At 68.2% G+C, this 19833-nt stretch carries 23 protein-coding genes; 19 read left to right on the top strand and 4 right to left on the bottom strand.

The features are described 5' to 3' along the window. The first annotated feature begins 3 nt into the window (after positions 1-3). From ABD225_RS14035 to ABD225_RS13960, 16 genes are all read left to right on the top strand, one after another. Positions 4-423, top strand: coding sequence for a hypothetical protein (locus ABD225_RS14035; RefSeq protein WP_344086625.1), 420 nt, complete (start codon positions 4-6; stop codon positions 421-423). Positions 424-512: 89 nt separating this feature from the next. Continuing rightward, a complete protein-coding gene (locus ABD225_RS14030; RefSeq protein WP_344086622.1) occupies positions 513-1187 on the top strand; it encodes a hypothetical protein in 675 nt (224 codons plus the stop codon). 11 nt (positions 1188-1198) lie between these two features. Next, positions 1199-1873, top strand: a complete 675-nt coding sequence (locus ABD225_RS14025) for an L-threonylcarbamoyladenylate synthase (protein WP_344086619.1) — start codon at positions 1199-1201, stop codon at positions 1871-1873. Positions 1874-1950: 77 nt separating this feature from the next. Then, on the top strand, positions 1951-3219 hold the full coding sequence (locus ABD225_RS14020; protein ID WP_344086617.1) for a serine hydroxymethyltransferase: 1269 nt from the start codon (positions 1951-1953) through the stop codon (positions 3217-3219). A 12-nt stretch (positions 3220-3231) separates the two neighbouring features. After that, positions 3232-4353 (top strand): MraY family glycosyltransferase, encoded by a 1122-nt coding sequence (locus ABD225_RS14015; RefSeq protein WP_344086615.1) that lies wholly within the window; start codon positions 3232-3234, stop codon positions 4351-4353. Between the two features lie 41 nt (positions 4354-4394). Further along, positions 4395-4877, top strand: coding sequence for a Cg1360 family ATP-synthase-associated protein (locus ABD225_RS14010; protein WP_344086613.1), 483 nt, complete (start codon positions 4395-4397; stop codon positions 4875-4877). After that, positions 4874-5116 (top strand): AtpZ/AtpI family protein, encoded by a 243-nt coding sequence (locus ABD225_RS14005; protein WP_344086610.1) that lies wholly within the window; start codon positions 4874-4876, stop codon positions 5114-5116. Before ABD225_RS14010 ends, ABD225_RS14005 begins: the two co-directional genes overlap by 4 nt. A gap of 87 nt (positions 5117-5203) precedes the next feature. Then, complete coding sequence (gene atpB / locus ABD225_RS14000) at positions 5204-6019, top strand: F0F1 ATP synthase subunit A (RefSeq protein WP_344086607.1); 816 nt, start codon at positions 5204-5206, stop codon at positions 6017-6019. A 124-nt stretch (positions 6020-6143) separates the two neighbouring features. Further along, positions 6144-6350 (top strand): ATP synthase F0 subunit C, encoded by a 207-nt coding sequence (atpE, locus tag ABD225_RS13995; protein WP_344086604.1) that lies wholly within the window; start codon positions 6144-6146, stop codon positions 6348-6350. 53 nt (positions 6351-6403) lie between these two features. Continuing rightward, on the top strand, positions 6404-7006 hold the full coding sequence (locus tag ABD225_RS13990) for a F0F1 ATP synthase subunit B (protein ID WP_425564440.1): 603 nt from the start codon (positions 6404-6406) through the stop codon (positions 7004-7006). Continuing rightward, a complete protein-coding gene (locus tag ABD225_RS13985) occupies positions 7006-7815 on the top strand; it encodes a F0F1 ATP synthase subunit delta (protein ID WP_344086601.1) in 810 nt (269 codons plus the stop codon). The genes ABD225_RS13990 and ABD225_RS13985 overlap by 1 nt, the downstream gene beginning before the upstream one ends. A gap of 99 nt (positions 7816-7914) precedes the next feature. Further along, positions 7915-9549 (top strand): F0F1 ATP synthase subunit alpha, encoded by a 1635-nt coding sequence (atpA, locus tag ABD225_RS13980; RefSeq protein WP_344086598.1) that lies wholly within the window; start codon positions 7915-7917, stop codon positions 9547-9549. Between the two features lie 39 nt (positions 9550-9588). Continuing rightward, positions 9589-10491 carry a F0F1 ATP synthase subunit gamma gene (locus ABD225_RS13975; RefSeq protein WP_344086595.1) on the top strand — a complete coding sequence of 301 codons (903 nt, stop codon included), beginning with the start codon at positions 9589-9591 and terminating at the stop codon, positions 10489-10491. Between the two features lie 11 nt (positions 10492-10502). After that, positions 10503-11960 carry a F0F1 ATP synthase subunit beta gene (gene atpD / locus ABD225_RS13970; protein WP_344086592.1) on the top strand — a complete coding sequence of 486 codons (1458 nt, stop codon included), beginning with the start codon at positions 10503-10505 and terminating at the stop codon, positions 11958-11960. Positions 11961-12351: 391 nt separating this feature from the next. Then, positions 12352-12621, top strand: coding sequence for a F0F1 ATP synthase subunit epsilon (locus tag ABD225_RS13965; RefSeq protein WP_344086589.1), 270 nt, complete (start codon positions 12352-12354; stop codon positions 12619-12621). Positions 12622-12648: 27 nt separating this feature from the next. After that, on the top strand, positions 12649-13080 hold the full coding sequence (locus ABD225_RS13960) for a DUF2550 family protein (RefSeq protein WP_344086586.1): 432 nt from the start codon (positions 12649-12651) through the stop codon (positions 13078-13080). A gap of 7 nt (positions 13081-13087) precedes the next feature. On the opposite strand, the gene ABD225_RS13955 is transcribed toward ABD225_RS13960, so the two are convergent. Beyond that, positions 13088-13750, bottom strand: a complete 663-nt coding sequence (locus tag ABD225_RS13955) for a cob(I)yrinic acid a,c-diamide adenosyltransferase (protein ID WP_344086583.1) — start codon at positions 13748-13750, stop codon at positions 13088-13090. Positions 13751-13894: 144 nt separating this feature from the next. On the opposite strand from ABD225_RS13955, the gene ABD225_RS13950 reads away from it, so the two are divergent. The 3 genes from ABD225_RS13950 to ABD225_RS13940 all read left to right on the top strand — a co-directional run bounded on the left by ABD225_RS13950 (position 13895) and on the right by ABD225_RS13940 (position 17035). Beyond that, entirely contained in the window at positions 13895-14242 is a 348-nt protein-coding gene (locus tag ABD225_RS13950) for an STAS domain-containing protein (RefSeq protein ID WP_344086580.1), read from the top strand. A gap of 116 nt (positions 14243-14358) precedes the next feature. After that, positions 14359-16392 carry a protein meaA gene (locus ABD225_RS13945; RefSeq protein ID WP_425564438.1) on the top strand — a complete coding sequence of 678 codons (2034 nt, stop codon included), beginning with the start codon at positions 14359-14361 and terminating at the stop codon, positions 16390-16392. A 37-nt stretch (positions 16393-16429) separates the two neighbouring features. Next, a complete protein-coding gene (locus ABD225_RS13940) occupies positions 16430-17035 on the top strand; it encodes a histidine phosphatase family protein (RefSeq protein ID WP_344086577.1) in 606 nt (201 codons plus the stop codon). Here ABD225_RS13940 and nucS read toward each other — a convergent pair. The 3 genes from nucS to ABD225_RS13925 are packed head-to-tail and all read right to left on the bottom strand — an operon-like array spanning position 17032 to position 19705. Then, positions 17032-17727: an endonuclease NucS gene (nucS, locus tag ABD225_RS13935; protein ID WP_344086574.1), complete on the bottom strand. Its 696-nt coding sequence runs from the start codon at positions 17725-17727 to the stop codon at positions 17032-17034. The genes ABD225_RS13940 and nucS overlap by 4 nt on opposite strands. 11 nt (positions 17728-17738) lie before the next feature. After that, complete coding sequence (locus ABD225_RS13930) at positions 17739-18428, bottom strand: response regulator (protein ID WP_344086571.1); 690 nt, start codon at positions 18426-18428, stop codon at positions 17739-17741. After that, complete coding sequence (locus tag ABD225_RS13925; protein WP_344086568.1) at positions 18401-19705, bottom strand: sensor histidine kinase; 1305 nt, start codon at positions 19703-19705, stop codon at positions 18401-18403. Before ABD225_RS13925 ends, ABD225_RS13930 begins: the two co-directional genes overlap by 28 nt. Positions 19706-19833 lie beyond the last annotated feature (128 nt).

Genomic DNA, 19833 nt, shown 5'->3' with positions numbered 1-19833 from the left:
GAGATGAGCGAGCAGGACTGGAGCGCCAGGGCGCGGGAGAACGCGCAGTATCACGCGGACAAACTCGCCGAGGTGCAGCAGGCGCAGGCGGTGGCGGGCCGGCGGCTGATCGCCGATTTCGTTCGACAAGCCCAGGCCACCGACCTGCCGACCACGGAACTGACCGTCCGGCCATACAAGGGCAATGGCCGCTATCGCACGGGCATCCAGGGCTGGCACCTGCTGCCCGATCGCTCCGTCGGCGTCGACGCGGACGCGAACTTTTACATCCTGTCCGCGCCCCCGTCGCTGCTCGCGCGCGTCCGTGGCATCGACCTGCCGCCCACGCCCGCGCCGCTGCGGGTCGGCGAGCGCGATGGCGAGTCGATGGACCTTACGGACCTGCTCGCCAAGCGGCTCGCGGCCGGCCCGAACCACCCCTGATCCGCGCGCCCAGGCAACCGCAAGCCAGTGGCGTCGCCCTCGCGTCCATTGCCTCGCCCCGGGACAACCAGGCCTATTACGGCATCGGCGTGGCCGGGCTCAACCTCGCGGACGGGCGGCCACTGTGGACCCACGACGATGAGGACTTCGTCGGCTTCACTCCGGTCGCGGCCTCGCCGGAGTATGTCGTGACGACCACCCGCAATGCCCGTGGCCTCCCGCTCGCGACGCGGGATGGCTCGTTCGTTCGTAATCTCGGTTATGGCAATCAGGGCTGCCAGGCGCGGGCGGGCGAGGTGGTGTGCTGGGATCGCGGCCTCGGCCGGCTGAAGGTCATCGACTTGGCCTCCGGCGACCAGGGCACCCACGAGGCCCGCGGCCCGGATCGCCTGATCGGCCTGCTCGCGACTGGCGCCTGCCTGAGCAATGCCGACAAGCAATCGGTCTTCGTCGATGACCAAGGCGCCGTGCACCCGACCGACTTCCCGTGCGACGACCTGCTGGCCGCCGCCGGGGAGTATGCCGTGCTGGCCACCATCCCGGGCAATGCCGAGGCCCCGGACCACCAACTCGCCCACCACAAGGCCATGCAGGAGGACTTGGCCCGCCATGCTCGCGCTCTCTCGCTGGACGTCCGACCCGAGGACACGGTCTTGGAGCGGTCCGACCCTCGAACGCCCTCGGCGATACGGGCGCTCTCGGGCCTGCGCGTGCCCGGTCCGCATCGTCTCGGTGAAACCATGAAGGGCGCCGCTCGCTCGTAGACTTCCACCCCATGAGCCCCGTTGTGTCCGCCACCGCTGCCGAGAACCGCGAGGTGGCGATCACCGCCGCCACGAGCGCGGTGCAGAGTGGGCAACTGGTCGTCATACCCACCGACACGGTCTATGGGATCGGCTGCGATGCCTTCGACGCCGATGCGGTGCACCGGCTGCTGGCTGCCAAGGGCCGCGGGCGCGATGTGCCGCCGCCGGTGCTCATCGGGGAAATGCGCACCCTCGACGGGATCGCCACGGACATCGAGCCCTATGTCCGCGACCTCGTCGAGCGCTTCTGGCCGGGGGCGCTGACCGTCGTCGTGCGCGCGCAACCCTCACTGGCCTGGGACCTCGGCGAGACGCAGGGCACCGTCGCGGTGCGGATGCCGGATGACGAGATCGCGCTCGCCGTCCTCAAGGAAACCGGCCCGATGGCCGTGACCAGCGCGAACCTGCACGGAAGCCCGGCCGCCACGAGCGTCCTGGATGCCGCCACCCAGCTCGGCTCCGCCGTCGAGGTGTATGTCGATGGCGGGCCACGCACCTCCCAAGCCCCTTCGACGATCCTGGACTGCACCGGGCCGGCGCCGATCGTCCTGCGCCACGGCGCGATCAGCGAGGACGACCTCGCGGCGCTGGTCCCCATGGCCGGCGAAGACGAGGACGCGAGCGGCCCGCATACCCCGCAGTAGCCGGAGGCATCCGACGGTCGCCCCGGCGAGCAATAGAGTGGGACCGACCCCGCACCTCGCGACGAAATGGACGGACGATGACGTTCTACGGCTCGGACTATGACGCACTCGAAGCCTTCGACCCCGAGATTGCGGGCGTCCTACTGTCCGAGTTGGACCGGATCCGCGGCGGCCTGCAACTGATTGCCAGCGAGAACCTCTCCAGCCCGCGGGTGCTCACCGCCCTCGGCTCGACGCTGTCCAACAAATATGCGGAGGGCTACCCCGGCCGGCGCTACTACGGCGGATGCGCCGAGGTCGACAAGGCCGAGAACCTCGCGATCGAGCGGTGCAAGGAGCTTTTCGGCGCCGACCACGCCAACGTCCAGCCGCATAGCGGTGCGAGCGCCAACCAGGCGGTCTATGGCGCGTTCATGAAGCCGGGCGAGACCATCCTCGCGATGAGCCTGCCGCACGGTGGCCACCTGACCCATGGCACCAAGGTCTCGTTCTCCGGCAAGTGGTTCAACGCCGTTCACTATGGCGTTGACCAGGAAACCGAGGACATCAACTACGCCCAGATGGAGGAGCTCGCGCGGGAGCACCGGCCCAAGGTCATCTGCGCCGGTGGCTCCGCCATCCCCCGGCTGATCGACTTCGAGCGCATCCGCGCGCTCGCCGATGAGGTCGGCGCGATCTTCTGGGTCGACGCGGCGCACTTCATCGGCCTGGTGGCCGGCAAGGCCATCCCGAGCCCGGTGCCATATGCCGATGTCGTCTCCTTCACCACGCACAAGGTGCTGCGCGGCCCGCGCTCCGGCGCGATCGTCTGCACCGGGCAGCACCAGGCCGCGATCGACAAGGCCGTCTTCCCGATGATGCAGGGCGGCCCGCAGATGCACACGATCGCCGCCAAGGCGGTCAACTTCAAGGAGTGCGCAACCGCGGAGTATGCCGCCTACGCCCAGCAGGTCGTCGAGAACGCCGCGGTCCTCGCGACCAGCCTCGCCGAACACGGCATCCGCCCGACCACGGGCGGCACTGACACGCACCTGTCGCTGCACGACCTCCAGGGTGTCGGCGTGACGGGCAAGGACGCCGAGGCGCGCGCCGACGCGGCGGGGATTGTTCTGAACAAGAACGCCATCCCCTTCGACCCGGCCCCGCCGTCGGTCGCCTCCGGCATCCGCGTCGGCACCCCGTGCGTCACCACGCAGGGCATGGGGACCGAGGAGATGCGCACGATCGCCCGGCTGATCGCGACGGCCATCACCCAAGGCGATGCGGACCCCGACCACGCCGTGACGCGGGAGGTGCGCGCGGAGGTGACCGATCTCGTGACGCGCTTCCCGGCATACCCCCGCTGACGCGGCGCCCGGGTGCGCGAATATCTCTTCGTTCTTCTCGTCGCGATGGCGACGACCTATCTCGCCGTCCCCGCGATCTACCGGCTCGCGGTCAAGGTGGGAGCCTTCACCCAGGTGCGGGACCGGGATGTGCACGCCGTGCCGATCCCGCGCCTTGGGGGAGTGGCGATCCTCGTCGGTTTTGTCGCGGCGACGTTGACCGCGTCGAAATTGCCCTACCTGAGGCAGGTTTTCGATACCCCGCAGTTGTGGGGCGTCCTGCTCGGGGCCGGTCTGATCTGCCTCGTCGGGGCGATCGATGACGTCTACGAGCTCGACCCATTGACCAAACTCGCTGGCCAGATTGTCGCCGCCGGCGTCATGGCCTTCTTCGGCCTGCAGCTCTACAGCCTGCCCGTGCTGGGTGTCACCACCGTCCTGCCAGGCCCGGTGCTCGCCGGATTGACGATCTTCACCGTGCTCGTCTCCACCAATGCCGTCAACTTCATCGACGGCCTCGATGGCCTCGCCTCCGGCGTCGTCGCGATCGCGGCGACCAGCTTCTTTGCCTACAGCTACTCAATCTCACGCAGCTACGACCCGCCCAATGTCTTCAGCTCCGCGACCTTTATCTCGGCCGCGCTGCTCGGCTGCTGCCTCGGCTTTCTGCCACACAACTTCTATCCCGCCCGCCTGTTCATGGGCGATAGCGGGGCGCTGCTGCTGGGCCTGCTCCTCGCGGCCGCGATGATCGCCACCACGGGTGGGGTGCCGCCGGACCAGGTGTCCGGGACGGTCGTCGGCGCGGCCCTGTTGCCGCTGCTCGTGCCGACCGCGATCATCCTGCTGCCATTGCTCGATGTCGCCCTGGCGATCATCCGCCGCACCCGCGCGGGCCGCCACCCCTGGAGTCCGGACGCGCAGCACTTGCATCACCGAATGCTGCAGATCGGCCACGGGCACCGGCGGGCCGTGCTGCTGCTGTGGCTGTGGGCGGCCGTCGCCTCGATGGGCTGTGTGTCCTTCGTCTTCCTCGACCCGCGCCTGGCCGCCACGCTCGTGCTGCTGGCCCTGGCCGTCACCGCCGCCTTGACCGTCTGGCTGCCCCGGTTCTCCGCGCATGGCCACCGGCCGAAAGTCTTCCCCGGCCACTGAGGGCGCGCGGGTGGACACGCGCCGGGACCGATAATGGGCCGGTGACCGCAGCCGCGACCCGCCCCGATCCCTTCCGCGCCATGACGCGCTCGGCCTTCGTGCCGACGTTGCTCGTTGGGCCGGTCGCCATCGCCATCGCCTTCTTCGCCGGCGGCGGCAAGGCCGCGCTCGGCGCCGCCCTGGGGTATGCCGTCACGATCGCCTTCTTCGGCCTCGGCATGGTCGTCATGCTGCGCCTCGCGGCAAATGTCGCGCCGATGCTCTTCATGGCCACCGCGCTCGCGGTCTTTTTCGGGCAGCTGATCTTCCTGTTGGTGGTCATCCTGCTGCTCCAGGGCGCCGACTGGCTGGACGGGCGGGCCTTCGGGCTGACCGCGCTCGCCTGCGCTCTGGTGTGGCAGGTCTTCCAGGTGCTCGGCTTCCTGCGCTCACGGCGCCCGGTGTATGACGAGGCGCCCGTCTCCGACGAGGCCGCCGCGGGTGGCGCGGCGCAGGATGAGCCGGCCGGTCGTCATACCCCATGAGCGGGAGCGACGAGGAGCCGCTGACGCCCTTGCAGCGCAAGGATTCCGGGCACCCAGGCAATCAGAACCCCCCGATGTGGGATGCCCTGTCCTATGTCCTGGCGGGGCCGCTGACCTTCGGCATCCCCGCCTATCTGTTGGATCGCTGGCTCGGCACGAGCTGGATCGTCTTGCCAGGTGTCCTGATCGGCATGGCCGTTTCGCTATACGCGGTGTGGGTCCGGTACGGTAGGGGCTGATTCCGCACGTTGCCCGGTTTGACCGTTCGGTCAGTGCTGTGCCGATGGGGGATTGCCGTAAATCTGAACGCCGTCCAAGGAGACCATGTGAGTCTGCACCTGCTGGGAACTTCCCTGGTGGCGCCGATGGCGTCCGGTGAAGGCGAGGGCTTCCACGCCCCCACCCCGGAGGAGTTCTACTGGCCGATCTTCGGCTCCGGCGACTGGACCTTCACCCGCCCGATGGCGGTCTTCGGCCTGTCGGTCATCCTCATCAGCTGGGCCCTGATCGCGTTGACCAAGAAGGCCGCGATCGTCCCCGGTAAGGGGCAGTGGCTCGTCGAGCAGGCTTATGACTTCGTCCGCAACGGCCTCGCCCGCGACATCATCGGGTCCAAAGAGTTCCTGCGCTTCGTTCCGCTGCTGTTCAGCCTCTTCGTGGTCATCCTCGTCAACAACCTCTTCGGCATCATCCCGCCGATTCAGTATCCGACGATGAGCCGCATCGCCTTCCCGATCGCGCTGACCCTGGTCGTCTACGTCGTCTACCACATCGCCGGCATGCGCAAGAAGGGCGTCGGGCACTACCTCACGGGGATGATCCCCAAGGGTCTGCCCAAGCCGATCTATGTGCTGATGATCCCGCTGGAATACGCCCAGTTCTTCCTCATCCGCCCGCTCACGCTCGCCTTGCGACTCTTCGGCAATATGTTCGCTGGCCACATGCTGCTGCTGCTCTTCGTGATGGGCGGCGAGTACATGCTCCTGCATGGCGGCATCGGGTTGAAGATCACCTCGATCGGCTCCTTCGCCATGGCGCTGATCTTCACCGCCTTCGAGGCGCTGATCCAGTTCCTCCAGGCCTACATCTTCACGCTGCTCGCGGCGACCTACATCTCGGACGCCATTTCCGAAGAGCACTGAGCTGCACCACCTTTCGGCCCCGGTTCGCTGGATCGCCGCGCACGACAACTGAATAGCAAAACCACCCCACAAACTTCCGCCGGCGAGGTGCCGGTCGGATAACACAAATGAAAGAGGACCTTTCATGGAAGGCAACATCGCGATCCTGGGCTACGGCCTCTCCGCCATCGGCCCGGGTATCGGTATCGGCCTGATCTTCGCCGCCTTCATCAATGGCGTCGCCCGTCAGCCCGAGGCCCGCGGCATGCTCCAGGGCATCGCCATCCTCGGCTTCGCCCTTGCTGAAGCGCTGGCCATCTTCGGTCTGGTTCTCGCGTTCGTCTTCCGCTGATCGTCAGCGGCCATCAACTCGAAACGTCCGCAGCCAAGCACTAGGAGAACGCCGTGCACTTGACAGGTCTTGCACCACTGGTGGGCCTCGTCGCGGAGACGGAAGGCACCCCCGGAGGCGACCCGGTCGCGGGCCGGATGCCTATCCTGCCCCTCTACGGTGAGCTGATCTTCGGCCTCATCGCCTTCGGCATCCTCTACTTCGTCATCGCCAAGAAGGTCGTCCCCAACCTCGAGAAGGCGTATGCCGCCCGCGCGGCCGCCATCGAGGGCGGCATGGCCCAGGCCGAGGAGGCCCAGGCGGCCGCCGAGGCGGCCAAGGCGCAGTACGAGGCGCAGCTGAAGGAGGCCCGCACCGAGGCCACCCAGATCCGCGAGGACGCTCGCGTCCAGGGCAGCGCGATCGTCGCCGAGATGCGGGGCCAGGCGCAGGCCGAAGCCACCCGGATCACCGAGGCGGCGCACCGGCAGATCGAGGCGGAGCGCTCGCAGGCCGCCACGCAGTTGCGTGGTGAGGTCGGCCGGCTTTCGACCGATCTGGCCAGCAAGATCGTCGGGGAGTCTCTGCACGACCAGGCCCGTCAGACCGGCATCGTCGATCGATTCCTGGCTGAGCTCGAGTCCGGCAACCTCACGGCGCAGAAGGTCGACTCCTGATGCGCGGCAGCTCGCGCGCTGCCGCCAAGGCAGGACTGGCCGCGCTCGCGGAGGTTATCGGCTCGGTGGATGCCGCTGACCTCGCCGAGCAGCTCTTCGCGGCCGGCGCGACGGTCGAGGGCAATGCGACCCTGCGCCGAGCCCTGACCGATCCCTCGCGCGAGGGGGAGGCCAAGGATGCGCTGGCGCGCCGACTCTTCGGCGGCAAGGTCTCCGATCAGGCCACGCATGTGCTGGCGGTCCTCGCCGGCCAGCGCTGGGCTGATGAGCGAGACCTCACCGACACGATCGAGAATTTCGGTGTCGCCGGTCTGGCCGAGAGCGCGGATCGGGCCGGTCGGTTGGGACAGGTCGAGGACGAGCTCTTCCGCTTCGAGCGGATCGTCGCGGCCAATCCGGAGCTGCGCGATGCGCTGACCAACCGTCAGGGCAATCCGGGCGGCAAATCGCAGATCGTCGGCCGGTTGCTGACGGGCAAGGCCGCGCCGGAGACGGTGCGCCTGGCCCAGCAGGCCGTCGGCAAGCGCAGCGATAAGCGCCTCGCCGCGACTCTGGAGGGCTACCTCCAGCAGATCGCCGAGCGCCGCGGCCAGGTCACCGCGGTCGTCACCTCGGCGACCGCCCTCGGCGACGCCGAGCGCGAGCGCCTAGCCACCGCCTTGGAGCGGATGTATGGCCGTCCGGTCCAGGTCCAGCCGATCGTCGATCCCTCTGTGGTCGGCGGGATGCGAGTCCAGATCGGCGACGAGGTCATCGACGGCACCATCGCCACCAAACTCGAAGGGGCCCGCCGCCACTTCGGCAGCTGACCCACCCCCGCGAGGGGGACCTCCTCGCGACCAGCACAGCGACATACGACATACCGCACCCGCCACCACGGCGACGTGGACCTCATAAGGAGAGAACAGATGACGGAGCTTTCGATCCGTCCGGAGGAGATCCGGGACGCGCTGGACGCCTACGTCCAGTCCTACCAGCCCGGCCAGGCCTCTCGGGAGGAGGTCGGCCGCGTCATCGACGCCGGTGACGGTATCGCCCACGTCGAGGGCCTGCCCTCGGCCATGACCAACGAGCTGCTCCAGTTCGAGGACGGCACCCTCGGCCTCGCGCTGAACCTCGACGTCCACGAGATCGGTGTCGTCATCCTCGGTGACTTCTCCAAGATCGAAGAAGGCCAAACCGTCAAGCGCACCGGCGAGGTCCTCTCGGTGCCGGTCGGCGATGCCTACCTCGGTCGCGTCGTCAACCCGCTGGGCCAGCCGATCGACGGCCTCGGCGAGATCCAGTCCGAGGAGCGCCGCGCCCTCGAGCTCCAGGCGCCCACCGTCGTGCAGCGCAAGTCGGTGCACGAGCCGCTGCAGACGGGCCTGAAGGCCGTCGACGCCATGACCCCCATCGGCCGTGGCCAGCGCCAGTTGATCATTGGTGACCGCCAGACCGGCAAGACCACGGTCGCGGTCGACACGATCATCAACCAGAAGGAGTTCTGGGAGAGCGGCGACCCGACCAAGCAGGTGCGCTGCATCTATGTCGCCATCGGCCAGAAGGGTTCGACCATCGCCTCCGTGCGCGGCACCCTCGAGGACGCCGGCGCGCTGGAATACACCACGATCGTCGCGGCCCCGGCCTCCGACTCCGCGGGCTTTAAGTACCTCGCGCCCTACACCGGCTCGGCCATCGGCCAGCACTGGATGTACCAAGGCAAGCACGTCCTCATCGTTTTCGACGACCTGTCGAAGCAGGCCGAGGCCTACCGCGCCGTTTCGCTGCTGCTGCGCCGCCCGCCGGGCCGCGAGGCATACCCCGGTGACGTGTTCTATCTGCACAGCCGGCTCCTCGAGCGTTGCGCCAAGCTCTCGGACGACCTCGGCGCTGGCTCCATGACTGGTCTGCCGATCATCGAAACCAAGGCCGGTGACGTCTCCGCATACATCCCGACCAATGTCATCTCGATCACCGACGGCCAGATCTACCTCCAGGCCGACCTCTTCAACTCCAACGTTCGCCCGGCGATCGATGTGGGTGTTTCGGTTTCCCGCGTCGGTGGCGCCGCGCAGATCAAGGCCATGAAGCAGGTATCCGGTCGCCTCAAGCTCGACCTGGCCCAGTTCCGTGCGCTGGAAGCCTTCGCGATGTTCGCCTCCGACCTCGACCCGGCCTCGCGGGCGCAGTTGGCCCGTGGTGGTCGCCTGGTCGAGTTGCTCAAGCAGAAGCAGTCCAGCCCCTACCCGGTCGAGGAGCAGGTCGTCTCGATCTGGCTCGGCACGACGGGCAAGCTCGACGACATCGCCGTCGAGGATGTCGCCCGCTTCGAGGGCGAGTTCTTGGACTACCTGCGCCGCGAGCACAAGGGCATCCTCGACACCATCCGCGAGACCACGAAGTTCGAGGACGACACCGAGTCCTCGCTGAGCGACGCGGTCACGGCATACAAGAAGCAGTTCGATGCCTCCGGTGCGCACAATGTGCCGGTCGGGCACGAGGCCGACCCGGGCGCCCTCGAAGGCGAGATCGAGCAGGAGCAGATCGTTCGCCGGCGCTGAGCTGACGACCGACTGACTTTCTAGGAGAGAGGCGAAGGTATGGGAGCGCAGATCCGGGTTTACCGGCAGCGCATCCGCTCGGTGAGCGCGACGAAGAAGATCACGCGCGCGATGGAGCTGATGGCTGCCTCGCGCGTGGTCAAGGCGCGCGCCGCGGTGATGGAATCGGCGCCGTACACCCATGCGCTGACCAAGGCGCTCTCGGCGCTGGCCACCTACAGCAACCACCCGCACCCGATGACCACCGAGGTCGAGAATCCGCAGCGGGCCGGCGTGCTCATCCTCACCAGCGACCGCGGCTTGGCCGGCGCGTATGCGTCGGGCGCGATCAAGGAGAGCGAGCGGCTGATCGGTGAGCTGCGCGCGGAGGGCAAGGAGGTCGCGGCATACCTCGTGGGCCGCAAGGCCGTGTCCTACTACAAATTCCGTGGGCGCGAGTACGCGGCCGAGTGGACGGGCAATACCGAGAAGCCGCAGGTCGAGCGGGCCCGCGAGATCTCTGAGCGGATCGTCGAGGACTTCCTGAAGCCGACCGCTGAGGGCGGGCTCGACGAAATCCACATCGTCTACACGCGCTTCAACTCGATGGTCAACCAGGAGCCGCGGGTGCTGCGCCTGCTGCCGATCGAGGTTGTCGACGCGCCCGAGGATGCGCCCGCGAGCAACGACATCCTGCCGCTCTATGAGTTCGAACCGAGCGCCGAGGAAGTCCTCAAGGCGATGCTGCCGCGCTATGTCACGGCTCGGATCTGGACCTGCATGCTCGGGGCCGCGGCCTCCGAGCTCGCGGCGCGCCAGCGGGCTATGAAGTCGGCGACGGACAATGCCGAGAACCTCATCAACACCTACACCCGATTGGCCAACCAGGCCCGTCAGGCCGAGATCACCCAAGAGATCAGCGAAATCGTCGGCGGTGCCAGCGCCCTGGCCGAGAGCAAGTGAGGAAACCAGAAATGACTGCCACTGTCACCGAGTCGGCCCAGGGCACCCAGCAGGGTTCCGTTGGCCGGATCTCCCGCATCATCGGCCCGGTCGTCGACGTGGAGTTCCCCGTCGACGGGATGCCGGACCAGTACAACCTGCTCACCACCGAGGTCGAACTCGGCGGTGAGCGCAAGGCCCTCAACCTTGAGGTCGCCCAGCACATCGGCGACAACATGGTCCGCGCCATCTCCCTGCAGCCGACCGACGGCCTGGTCCGCGGCACGGCCGTGCACGACACCGGCGGCCCCATCTCGGTTCCCGTCGGCGATGTCACGCTCGGCAAGGTCTTCAACACCACCGGTGTCTGCCTCAACCTGCAGCCGGGCGAGACCCTCGATGTCCAGGAGCGCTGGGGCATCCACCGCCAGGCGCCCTCCTTCGACCAGCTGGAGTCCAAGACCCAGATGTTCGAGACCGGCATTAAGGTCATCGACCTGCTCACGCCCTATGTCCAGGGTGGCAAGATCGGCCTGTTCGGTGGTGCCGGTGTCGGCAAGACCGTTCTGATCCAGGAAATGATCGCCCGCGTGGCGCGCGACCACGGTGGTGTGTCGGTCTTCGCCGGTGTCGGTGAGCGCACCCGTGAGGGCAACGACCTCATGGTCGAAATGGACGAGGCTGGCGTTCTCGGCCAGACCGCCTTGGTCTTCGGCCAGATGGATGAGCCGCCGGGCACGCGTCTGCGCGTCGCCCTGTCGGCGCTGACGATGGCGGAGTACTTCCGCGACGTCCAGAAGCAGGACGTGCTGTTGTTCATCGACAACATCTTCCGCTTCACCCAGGCCGGTTCCGAGGTCTCCACCCTGCTCGGCCGTATGCCGTCCGCCGTGGGTTACCAGCCCACCCTCGCCGACGAGATGGGTGTGCTCCAGGAGCGCATCACCTCCACGCGTGGTCACTCGATCACCTCCATGCAGGCGATCTATGTGCCGGCCGATGACTACACCGACCCGGCCCCGGCGACGACCTTCGCCCACCTCGACGCGACGACCGAGCTTTCCCGTGAGATTGCCTCGCTCGGTATTTACCCGGCCGTGGACCCGCTGACCTCGACGTCGCGAATCCTCGACCGCCGCTACATCACCGAGGCGCACTACAACACCGCAGTCCGGGTCAAGCAGATCCTGCAGCGCAACAAGGAACTCCAGGACATCATCGCGATCCTCGGCATCGACGAGCTTTCCGAAGAGGACAAGATCCTCGTCAACCGCGCTCGCCGCATCCAGCGCTTCTTGTCCCAGAACACCTACGTCGCCAAGCAGTTCACCGGCATTGAGGGCTCCACGGTTCCGCTGTCCGACACCATCGAGGCCTTCACCAAGATCGCCGACGGCGACTACGACCATGTCGGTGAGCAGGCCTTCTTCATGTGCGGTGGCCTCGACGACGTCGAGCGCCAGTGGGCGGAGATCCAGAAAAACCTCTGAGTTCTCTGGCCTTCTCTCCTCATCGACTCGCACAGGGTCCCTCCGCTTCGCTGGAGGGACCCTGTGCTTGTCGATCGTCGAGAAGTCTGCCGTCCGAGGAGTTCTTCTTTGCTCATCGTCGCCGAGCCGTCCACGTGGCGGCTACCTGGCGCGGCGGGGGGGCCAAAGTGACGATCTCGCGCTGAGGTCGTCATGTTGGGCTGGAGTCGTCAAGTTGAGGTGACGATCTGGGCCGAAACTGACGACCTCGGGCATGGTTTGGGTGGCGACCACGTCGGCGAGCTGGCCCGGGCACCGGGATTAGGCGTGCGTCCAGGATGGTCGGCTGGGGCAGGTGGACTCCGGTAGACTTCCGGAACACCCATTGGTCGAGACATGAAGGATGCGTGCTGTGGCTGCACTGCAGGTCGATCTGGTCGCCGCGGACCGGCAGGTTTGGTCGGGCGAGGCGAGCATGGTCTCCGCGCGCTCCATCGACGGAGACATGGGCATCCTTCCCGGTCACACCCCGACGCTTGTGGTCCTGGCCGAGGGCGATGTGCGCATCCACTCCGGCGAGGGCGTGCGCACCGCCAAGATCGACGGCGGTTTCCTGTCGGTCGACCATGACAAGGTCACGATCGTCTCCGAATCGGTCGAAGGCGACGGCTTCTCAGCCTGAGCGCGAGCGCCGCGAGGAGACACGGCCGTGGAGCTGCTGGAGACCATTGAACTGGTCCTTGGCCTGCTCCTGCTGATCGCCCTGCTTGCCGTCGCCTTTGTCTGGTTGCGTCGCCGGTTCATCGCGGGCGACAAACCCCTGATGCTGTGCGCCGTCCGAACCCCAGCCGAGCCCGCGTGGCGGCTGGGGTTGCTGCGTTTCGGATCCAAACAACTCGACTGGTTCACCATGATGGGGCCGTCGCTGCGGCCGGCGCGGACCTGGGAACGTGTGGACCTCGTGCTCGAGGCACCGAGGCCCCCGAGCGACGTCGTACCCATCCTCGGGGAATCCCTCACCGCGACGGCCACCTCCGGCGACGCGCCCTTTGAGATTGCCATGGCACCAGCGGGTCTGACGGCGATCCGCGCCTGGATGGAGTCGCAGCCGCCCGGGCTCGGCGACCGTATGCACGCGTAACGAGATCTCAGTCGTCGTCGCCCGGATCGGTGTCGGCGACCCCTCGACGCCGCCGAGCCGGAGCCTCGGCTCGGCCGCCACCTGGCTGCCACAGCACATCGCCTCCCGCGTCGAGATTCGCCACCCGGGCCAGGATGAAGAGCAGGTCGGAGAGCCGGTTGACATAGGTCGCGCACTCGGGATTGACGCCCCCCGGTTCCGGGGCGGGGGCGGGCTCGACGGCATACGTCTCGATCGCGGCCCAGATGGCGCGCTCGGCGCGGCGCACGATCGTGCACGCGAGGTGCAGGTATGCCGATCCGGCCGACCCGCCCGGCAGGATGAACGAGCGCAGCTTCGTCAGCTCCTCGTTGTAGCGATCGCAGTCCGTCTCCAGCTCCTCGACCCAGCCGGCTTGCACGCGCAGCGGCGGGTAGTCGTAGGCCGGTCGCACCGGCGTGCACAAATCGGCCCCGACATCGAAAAGGTCGTTCTGCACCCGCAGTAGCGTCTCGCGCACATCGGCACGCAGGTCCCCGGCCGCGAGCGCGATCCCGATGGCGGCGTTCGCCTCGTTGACATCGGCATAGGCCGCCAGCCGCGGATCGGTCTTGCGGGTTCGGCTGAAATCGCCGAGCGCGGTGCTGCCGTCGTCGCCGGTGCGCGTATAGATGCGGGTGAGGTTGACCATCCCTCCAGCCTGCCGCATGTCGCGAACGGCCAGTGTTGGGGCGGTCACAACATGGTCACATCCCTTGCTGTGACGCGTGTCACCCAACCGAACGACCGCCTACTGCGTATATAACAGCAAGAGCGGAAAGTCAGGGGATCAGTTATGGGAACAGCAGCACTGCGCGAGCGCACGGTCAGCGTGCACCTCGCGCCGCACGACGATGGCATGCTGGTGACGATCGTCGGATCGATCGATGTCCACACCGCCGCCGATCTGCGGGCCGACCTGCACGCGATCATCGACGACGGCGAGGGCGCACTCCTGCTCGATCTCGCTCGCGCCGAAGTGCGCGACTCCACCGGTCTCGGCCTGCTGCTCGAATGTCGGCGCCGTGGCCGGCGCCTCGGTCGCGAGATGCGGCTGATCGCCCTGTCCCCGCACTCCGAACGGCTGCTGCGCCGCCTTGCGCTGTCGCGGCAGTATGGCGCGGCGCGGCCCGCATACCGCTGACACCACCGGCTGCCTGGCGGACGTGAGCGAACTCGCACCGCCCGCCACGCTCGTGTGGTGACCCTCACCGCGCTGGCCGCTGTCGCGCGCGCAGGCGCGCGGGTAGGTTCGCGAGCATGTCGAGCCCCGAACGTGACCGCCCCTGGGTGATGCGGACGTATGCCGGGCACTCCAGTGCCGCGGCCTCCAATGCTTTGTATCGACGCAACCTAGACAAGGGCCAGACCGGCCTGTCCGTCGCCTTCGATCTGCCGACGCAGACCGGCTACGACCCCGACCACCCGCTCGCGCGCGGCGAGGTCGGCAAGGTCGGGGTGCCCATCAGCCATATCGGCGACATGCGCGCGCTTTTCGACGGCATCCCGCTGACCGCCATGAATACCTCGATGACGATCAATGCCACGGCGATGTGGCTGCTCGCGCTCTACCAGGTCGTCGCCGAGGAGCAGGCGATCGCCGCCGGCTTGGACCCGGCCACCGCCGTGCGCGCCCTGGCCGGGACGACGCAGAACGACATCATCAAGGAGTACCTCTCCCGCGGCACCTATGTCTTCCCGCCGGGGCCCTCGATGCGCCTGCTGACGGATGTCGTGACCTATACGGTGCGCGCGATCCCGAAGTGGAATCCGACCAACGTCTGCAGCTATCACCTGCAGGAGGCCGGCGCGACGCCGGTGCAGGAGATCGCCTATGCCATGTCAACGGCCATCGCTGTGCTCGATCAGGTGCGTGACTCTGGCGTCGTGCCACCCGAGGAGTTCGGGGAGGTCGTCGCGCGGATCTCCTTCTTCGTCAACGCCGGTGTCCGGTTCGTCGAGGAGATGTGCAAGATGCGCGCGTTTGTTGCGCTGTGGGAGGAGCTGACGAGCGAGCGGTATGCCGTGGCCGACCCCAAGCAGCGCCGCTTCCGCTATGGCGTGCAGGTCAATTCGCTCGGGCTGACCGAGGCGCAGCCAGAGAACAACGTCCAGCGCATCGTCTTGGAAATGCTGGCTGTGACCCTGTCGAAGGGTGCCCGGGCGCGGGCCGTGCAGCTGCCCGCGTGGAATGAGGCGCTCGGCCTGCCGCGCCCGTGGGACCAGCAATGGTCGCTGCGCATTCAGCAGGTGCTCGCCTACGAGTCGGACCTGCTGGAGTACGACGATCTCTTCGCCGGATCGCCGGTGGTCGAGTCCAAGGTGGCCGAGTTGGTCGCCGGGGCGAAGGCCGAGATGGCCCGGATCGCCGACCTCGGCGGGGCCGTCGCGGCGGTCGAGTCCGGCTATATGAAGTCCGCCCTGGTCGCCTCGCACGCGCGGCGGCGCGGCCGGATCGAGGCCGGCGAGGACATCATCGTCGGCGTCAACAAATTCGAGACGACCGAGCCGAATCCGCTGACGGCCGACCTTGGAACGGCGATCCAGACCGTGGACGCCGGGGTCGAGGCGGCGGCGGCCGAGGCGGTGCGGGCCTGGCGGGCCGCCCGCGACGCCGACCCGGCCAAGCGGGATCGGGCGGTGGCCGCGCTGGCTGCCCTGAAGGAGGCAGCGGCGGGGTCCGGGAGCCTGATGCCGGCGAGCCTGGAGTGCGTGCGCGCCGAGGTCACGACGGGGGAGTGGGCCGGCGCGCTGCGCGAGGTCTTCGGCGAATTCCGCGCTCCCACAGGGGTTTCCGGCTCGGTTGGGGTGGCCGATTCCGGTGAGGAGTTGCTCGCCGTGCGTGCGCGGGTGCGCGATCTGGAGTCCGAGCTTGGCGAGAAGTTGCGGCTGCTCGTCGGCAAGCCCGGCCTCGACGGCCACAGCAATGGGGCCGAGCAGATTGCGGTGCGCGCCCGGGATGCCGGCTTCGAGGTGATCTATCAGGGCATCCGGCTGACCCCGGAGCAGATCGTCGCGGCCGCCGTCGCCGAGGATGTCCATCTCGTGGGCGTCTCGATCCTCTCCGGTTCGCACATGGAACTGGTGCCCGAGATCCTGCGCGGGCTGGCCGAGGCGGAGGCGGGCGACATACCCGTGGTCGTCGGCGGAATCATCCCCGAGGCCGACGCCGCGGCGCTGCGCGAGCTCGGGGTGGCCGCGGTCTTCACGCCGAAGGACTTCGGGCTCAACGAGATCATGGCGCGCTTCGTCGACATCATCCGCGAGAGCCGCATTTCGGCGCCCGTCGCCTGACCGGTTCGGCTGGCGTGCGGCGGCCTATGGTGGGCCGGTGAGCCTGTTCTGCCCCGCAACGCTGATCGTCGCGCGCCACGGCGACGCGGCATACACCGTGGGCGCCGACACTCTCTCGGACGAGGGCGGCGTGCTCACCGATCTCGGTCGCGTGCAGGCGGCGGCCTTGGCCGAGGCGCTCCGGGACCGGCGGATCGCGCTGGTCTATACCAGTCCCCTCGGGCGTGCCGTCGAGACCGGGATGATCGTCGCCCAGGCGCTCGGCGTGCCGATCCGTCAGCAGGACGGCTTGCAGGAGTTCCGTGTCGCCGACCTCGCGGGCGCGCGCTTCGACGATGACCGACTCACCACGACGTATGCCGCCTGGCTGGCCGACGACCTATCCCCCCGGATCCCCGGGGGCGAGTCGGGCGAGGAGGTGCTGGCGCGCTTCGGGGAGGCGCTGTCGAGCATCGCCGACCTGCATCGCGGCGAGACGGTGCTGGTGATCAGTCACGGTGGCGCGATGTCGCTGGGCTTGCCGCGGCTGGCACTCGGCGCCGTCCCCAGCCCGCCGCCTCCGCTCGCGAACTGCGCGCACGTCGAGGTCCAAGCCGGCGACGACGGTTGGACCCTCGGCCCCTGGCCGGGCGCCACCCGCTAAAACAAGCGGTGCTCGGAGGCGTCGATGCCTTTGAGGTCGTCATAGTCGAGCACCACGCAGCGGATGCCGCGGTCCTCGGCAAGGGTGCGGGCTTGCGGCTTGATCTGTTGTGCCGCAAAGACTCCCGTCACCGGGGCCAGGTGTGGGTCGCGGTTCATCAGTTCCAGATAGCGAGTGAGTTGCTCGACGCCGTCGATCTCGCCGCGCCGCTTGATCTCCACGGCCACGGTCACGCCGGAGGCGTCCTTCGCGAGGATGTCGACCGGCCCGATGGCGGTCATGTATTCGCGCCGGACCAGCTGATAGCCATCGCCGAGGGTGTGGATGTGCTCGGCGAGCAGCGCCTGCAGGTGAGCCTCGACGCCATCCTTGACTAGTCCAGGATCGACGCCGAGGTCGAACGAGGAGTCCGACAGCACCTCATACAGTCTGATCCGCAGGTGGTCATCGGACTTGGTATGCCGCACCACCCACACCAGGCCCACCCCCTCGGCGGCCTCGGTCTCATCGGGCGCGGTCTCGGCCATCGAGCACGGCGGCGACATCCAGTTCAGCGGCTTGTAGGAACCACCATCGCTGTGGATGAGCACCGAGCCGTCGGCCTTGACCATGAGCAGTCGCGTCGCGAGCGGCAGGTGGGCCGTCAGTCGCCCGACATAATCCACGCTGCATTGGGCTATGACGACTCGCACAAGGGGAGAGCCTACTTCTGCGCGTCGTGGACCAGGATCGCGATCTGGACGCGGTTGTCGACGCCGAGCTTGGTGAACAGCCGCCCGACGTGCGCCTTGACCGTCGCGACCGACATATACAGCTCGCCGGCGATCTCCTGATTGGACAATCCCCGGCCGATCGCCTGCGCGACCTCCACCTCGCGGTCTGTCAGCGTGGCGAGCTTGCCCTCGGCGGCGGCGCGAGCCGATTGCGCCGCACCCAGCTCCGGCTGGGCGACGGCCGCGATCAGTTGCGCCGTCACGCTGGGGGAGAGCATCGGCTGGCCGTCGGCGACTGCACGGACCGCTTCCACCAGGCGCGCAGGCGGGGTGTCCTTGAGCAGGAAACCCGCGGCGCCCGCGCGCAGCGCCTTGAGCACCAGGTCATCGGCGTCGAAGGTCGTCAACACCAGAATCCGCGGCGGATCGGGCATCGCGAGGATCGCCTCCGTCGCGCTCAGGCCGTCACGGCGCGGCATCCGAATGTCCATCAGGACGACATCGGGCCGGTGCTCGGCGACGACCCGCACCGCGTCCTCCCCATCGACCGCCTCGGCAACGATTGCGATGCCGGGGTCGCCCCCGAGGATCAGCCCTAACCCGGTGCGCACCATCGGGTCGTCGTCGACAAGCACCACCCGGATCTCCCCACTCACGCCCCGCCCCGATCGTTGACCCATTTTTCTCCCGATGCCGAAAGTCTGCGCTCGTCCGTGCTTTTAAGCAGGGGGTCAGCGCAGACTTCCGGGGTGAAGTCGGCGGTGGCCTCGGCGGGCCAGGGGAGCCAGGCGCTCACGACATACCCACCGTCGGTGTCCGAGCCGTGACGCAGACGCCCACCGGCGAGCGAGACGCGCTCGGCGAGACCCAACAGCCCGAGTCCGGATGCCGGTAGGGCCTTCGGCAAGGGCCGCACTGGACGGGGATTTCGCACGTCGATCGTCAGCCCCGCGGCCGGCCGTCCGGCCAGCCGCACCGTCACAGCCGTGCCCGGCGCGTGTTTGCGGGCATTCGTCAGGGCCTCCTGGACCACGCGGTATGCCGCCCGCCCGGCCCCCGTGGGCACCTTCCCCACGGTCTCATCGCTCAGGGTGACCCGGCTGCCGAGGCTGCTCGCCTCGCCGATCAGGGCCGGCAGGTCGGTGATCTCGGGTTGCGGCGGTTCGGGGGCGTCCGCACCGGCCTGCGAATCGGGCCGCGGTTCGCGCAGGACGCCGAGCACCTCGCGCAGATCGGCGAGCGCCTGATGGGCATTGGATTCGATCGTCGCCAGCGCGCTGCGCACCTGATCGGCTGGCAGATCAGTGCGATAGTTCAGGGCGCCGGCGTGCATCGCCACGAGTGAAATGCGGTGTGCCAGAACGTCATGCATCTCGCGCGCGATGCGCGTCCGCTCGCCGGCGGCGGCCTGCGCGGCCCGCCGCTGGGCATCCAATTCCGCCGCCTCGGCGCGCTCCCGGTGCAACTCGCGACGGCCGCCGACGGCATACCCCACCGCGACGATGACCGCGACCAGAAGCACGATGAGGATGAGCATGACCAGCAGCGGCGTGCTAGTCGTTGGATCGCTGGGATAGAGCCGCTCGACGGCCACGCCGCTGGCGACATTCAGCGGGGCGAGCCAGGCCAGCTCGCGCCACCGGCGGCGGGCGGCAACGGAGGCGAGGACGAGGAGAACTGCCCCGCCAGCGGAGGTCGAGATGACACCGAGCAGGGTGACGACGAAGGCGATGAGCAAGGGGCGGCGACGACGCCAGATCGTCAGCACGCCAGCGATGACCCCGAGCACAGGATCAGCAAGAAACAGCCACACCGAGCGCCACTCGGGCACATTGGGCGCCAAGGTCGTCACGACGGTTGTCCACGCGAGCAGTCCCAGCACGACGACAAAGGCGATGCGCCATAGCTTGCCCGGCAGCCGGACCGGCGGCTGGGCAGGGTCGCGGGCGGGCGGCATACCTCCAAGGGTAGGCGGCGCGACGCCGGGCGCCGCAGCGACTCAGGTCCCTACCCGGCACCCGGGAGATAGACCAAAGTCGGGGGTGGAATGAGTCGTTGTACCGATGTGCGGGCCTAGGCGTGCGG

Origin of the sequence: Nostocoides veronense (assembly GCF_039531185.1) — a bacterium.
GTDB lineage: Bacteria > Actinomycetota > Actinomycetes > Actinomycetales > Dermatophilaceae > Nostocoides_A > Nostocoides_A veronense.
This window is presented reverse-complemented; position numbering and strand designations above follow the sequence as displayed.

Coding starts and splice junctions, on each gene's coding strand:
- ABD225_RS14035 (WP_344086625.1), top strand. CDS start 4: ATGAGCGAGCAGGACTGGAGCGCCAGGGCGCGGGAGAACGCGCAGTAT.
- ABD225_RS14025 (WP_344086619.1), top strand. CDS start 1,199: ATGAGCCCCGTTGTGTCCGCCACCGCTGCCGAGAACCGCGAGGTGGCG.
- ABD225_RS14020 (WP_344086617.1), top strand. CDS start 1,951: ATGACGTTCTACGGCTCGGACTATGACGCACTCGAAGCCTTCGACCCC.
- ABD225_RS14005 (WP_344086610.1), top strand. CDS start 4,874: ATGAGCGGGAGCGACGAGGAGCCGCTGACGCCCTTGCAGCGCAAGGAT.
- atpE (WP_344086604.1), top strand. CDS start 6,144: ATGGAAGGCAACATCGCGATCCTGGGCTACGGCCTCTCCGCCATCGGC.
- ABD225_RS13985 (WP_344086601.1), top strand. CDS start 7,006: ATGCGCGGCAGCTCGCGCGCTGCCGCCAAGGCAGGACTGGCCGCGCTC.
- atpA (WP_344086598.1), top strand. CDS start 7,915: ATGACGGAGCTTTCGATCCGTCCGGAGGAGATCCGGGACGCGCTGGAC.
- ABD225_RS13975 (WP_344086595.1), top strand. CDS start 9,589: ATGGGAGCGCAGATCCGGGTTTACCGGCAGCGCATCCGCTCGGTGAGC.
- atpD (WP_344086592.1), top strand. CDS start 10,503: ATGACTGCCACTGTCACCGAGTCGGCCCAGGGCACCCAGCAGGGTTCC.
- ABD225_RS13955 (WP_344086583.1), bottom strand. CDS start 13,750: ATGGTCAACCTCACCCGCATCTATACGCGCACCGGCGACGACGGCAGC.
- ABD225_RS13950 (WP_344086580.1), top strand. CDS start 13,895: ATGGGAACAGCAGCACTGCGCGAGCGCACGGTCAGCGTGCACCTCGCG.
- ABD225_RS13945 (WP_425564438.1), top strand. CDS start 14,359: ATGTCGAGCCCCGAACGTGACCGCCCCTGGGTGATGCGGACGTATGCC.
- ABD225_RS13930 (WP_344086571.1), bottom strand. CDS start 18,428: ATGGGTCAACGATCGGGGCGGGGCGTGAGTGGGGAGATCCGGGTGGTG.
- ABD225_RS13925 (WP_344086568.1), bottom strand. CDS start 19,705: ATGCCGCCCGCCCGCGACCCTGCCCAGCCGCCGGTCCGGCTGCCGGGC.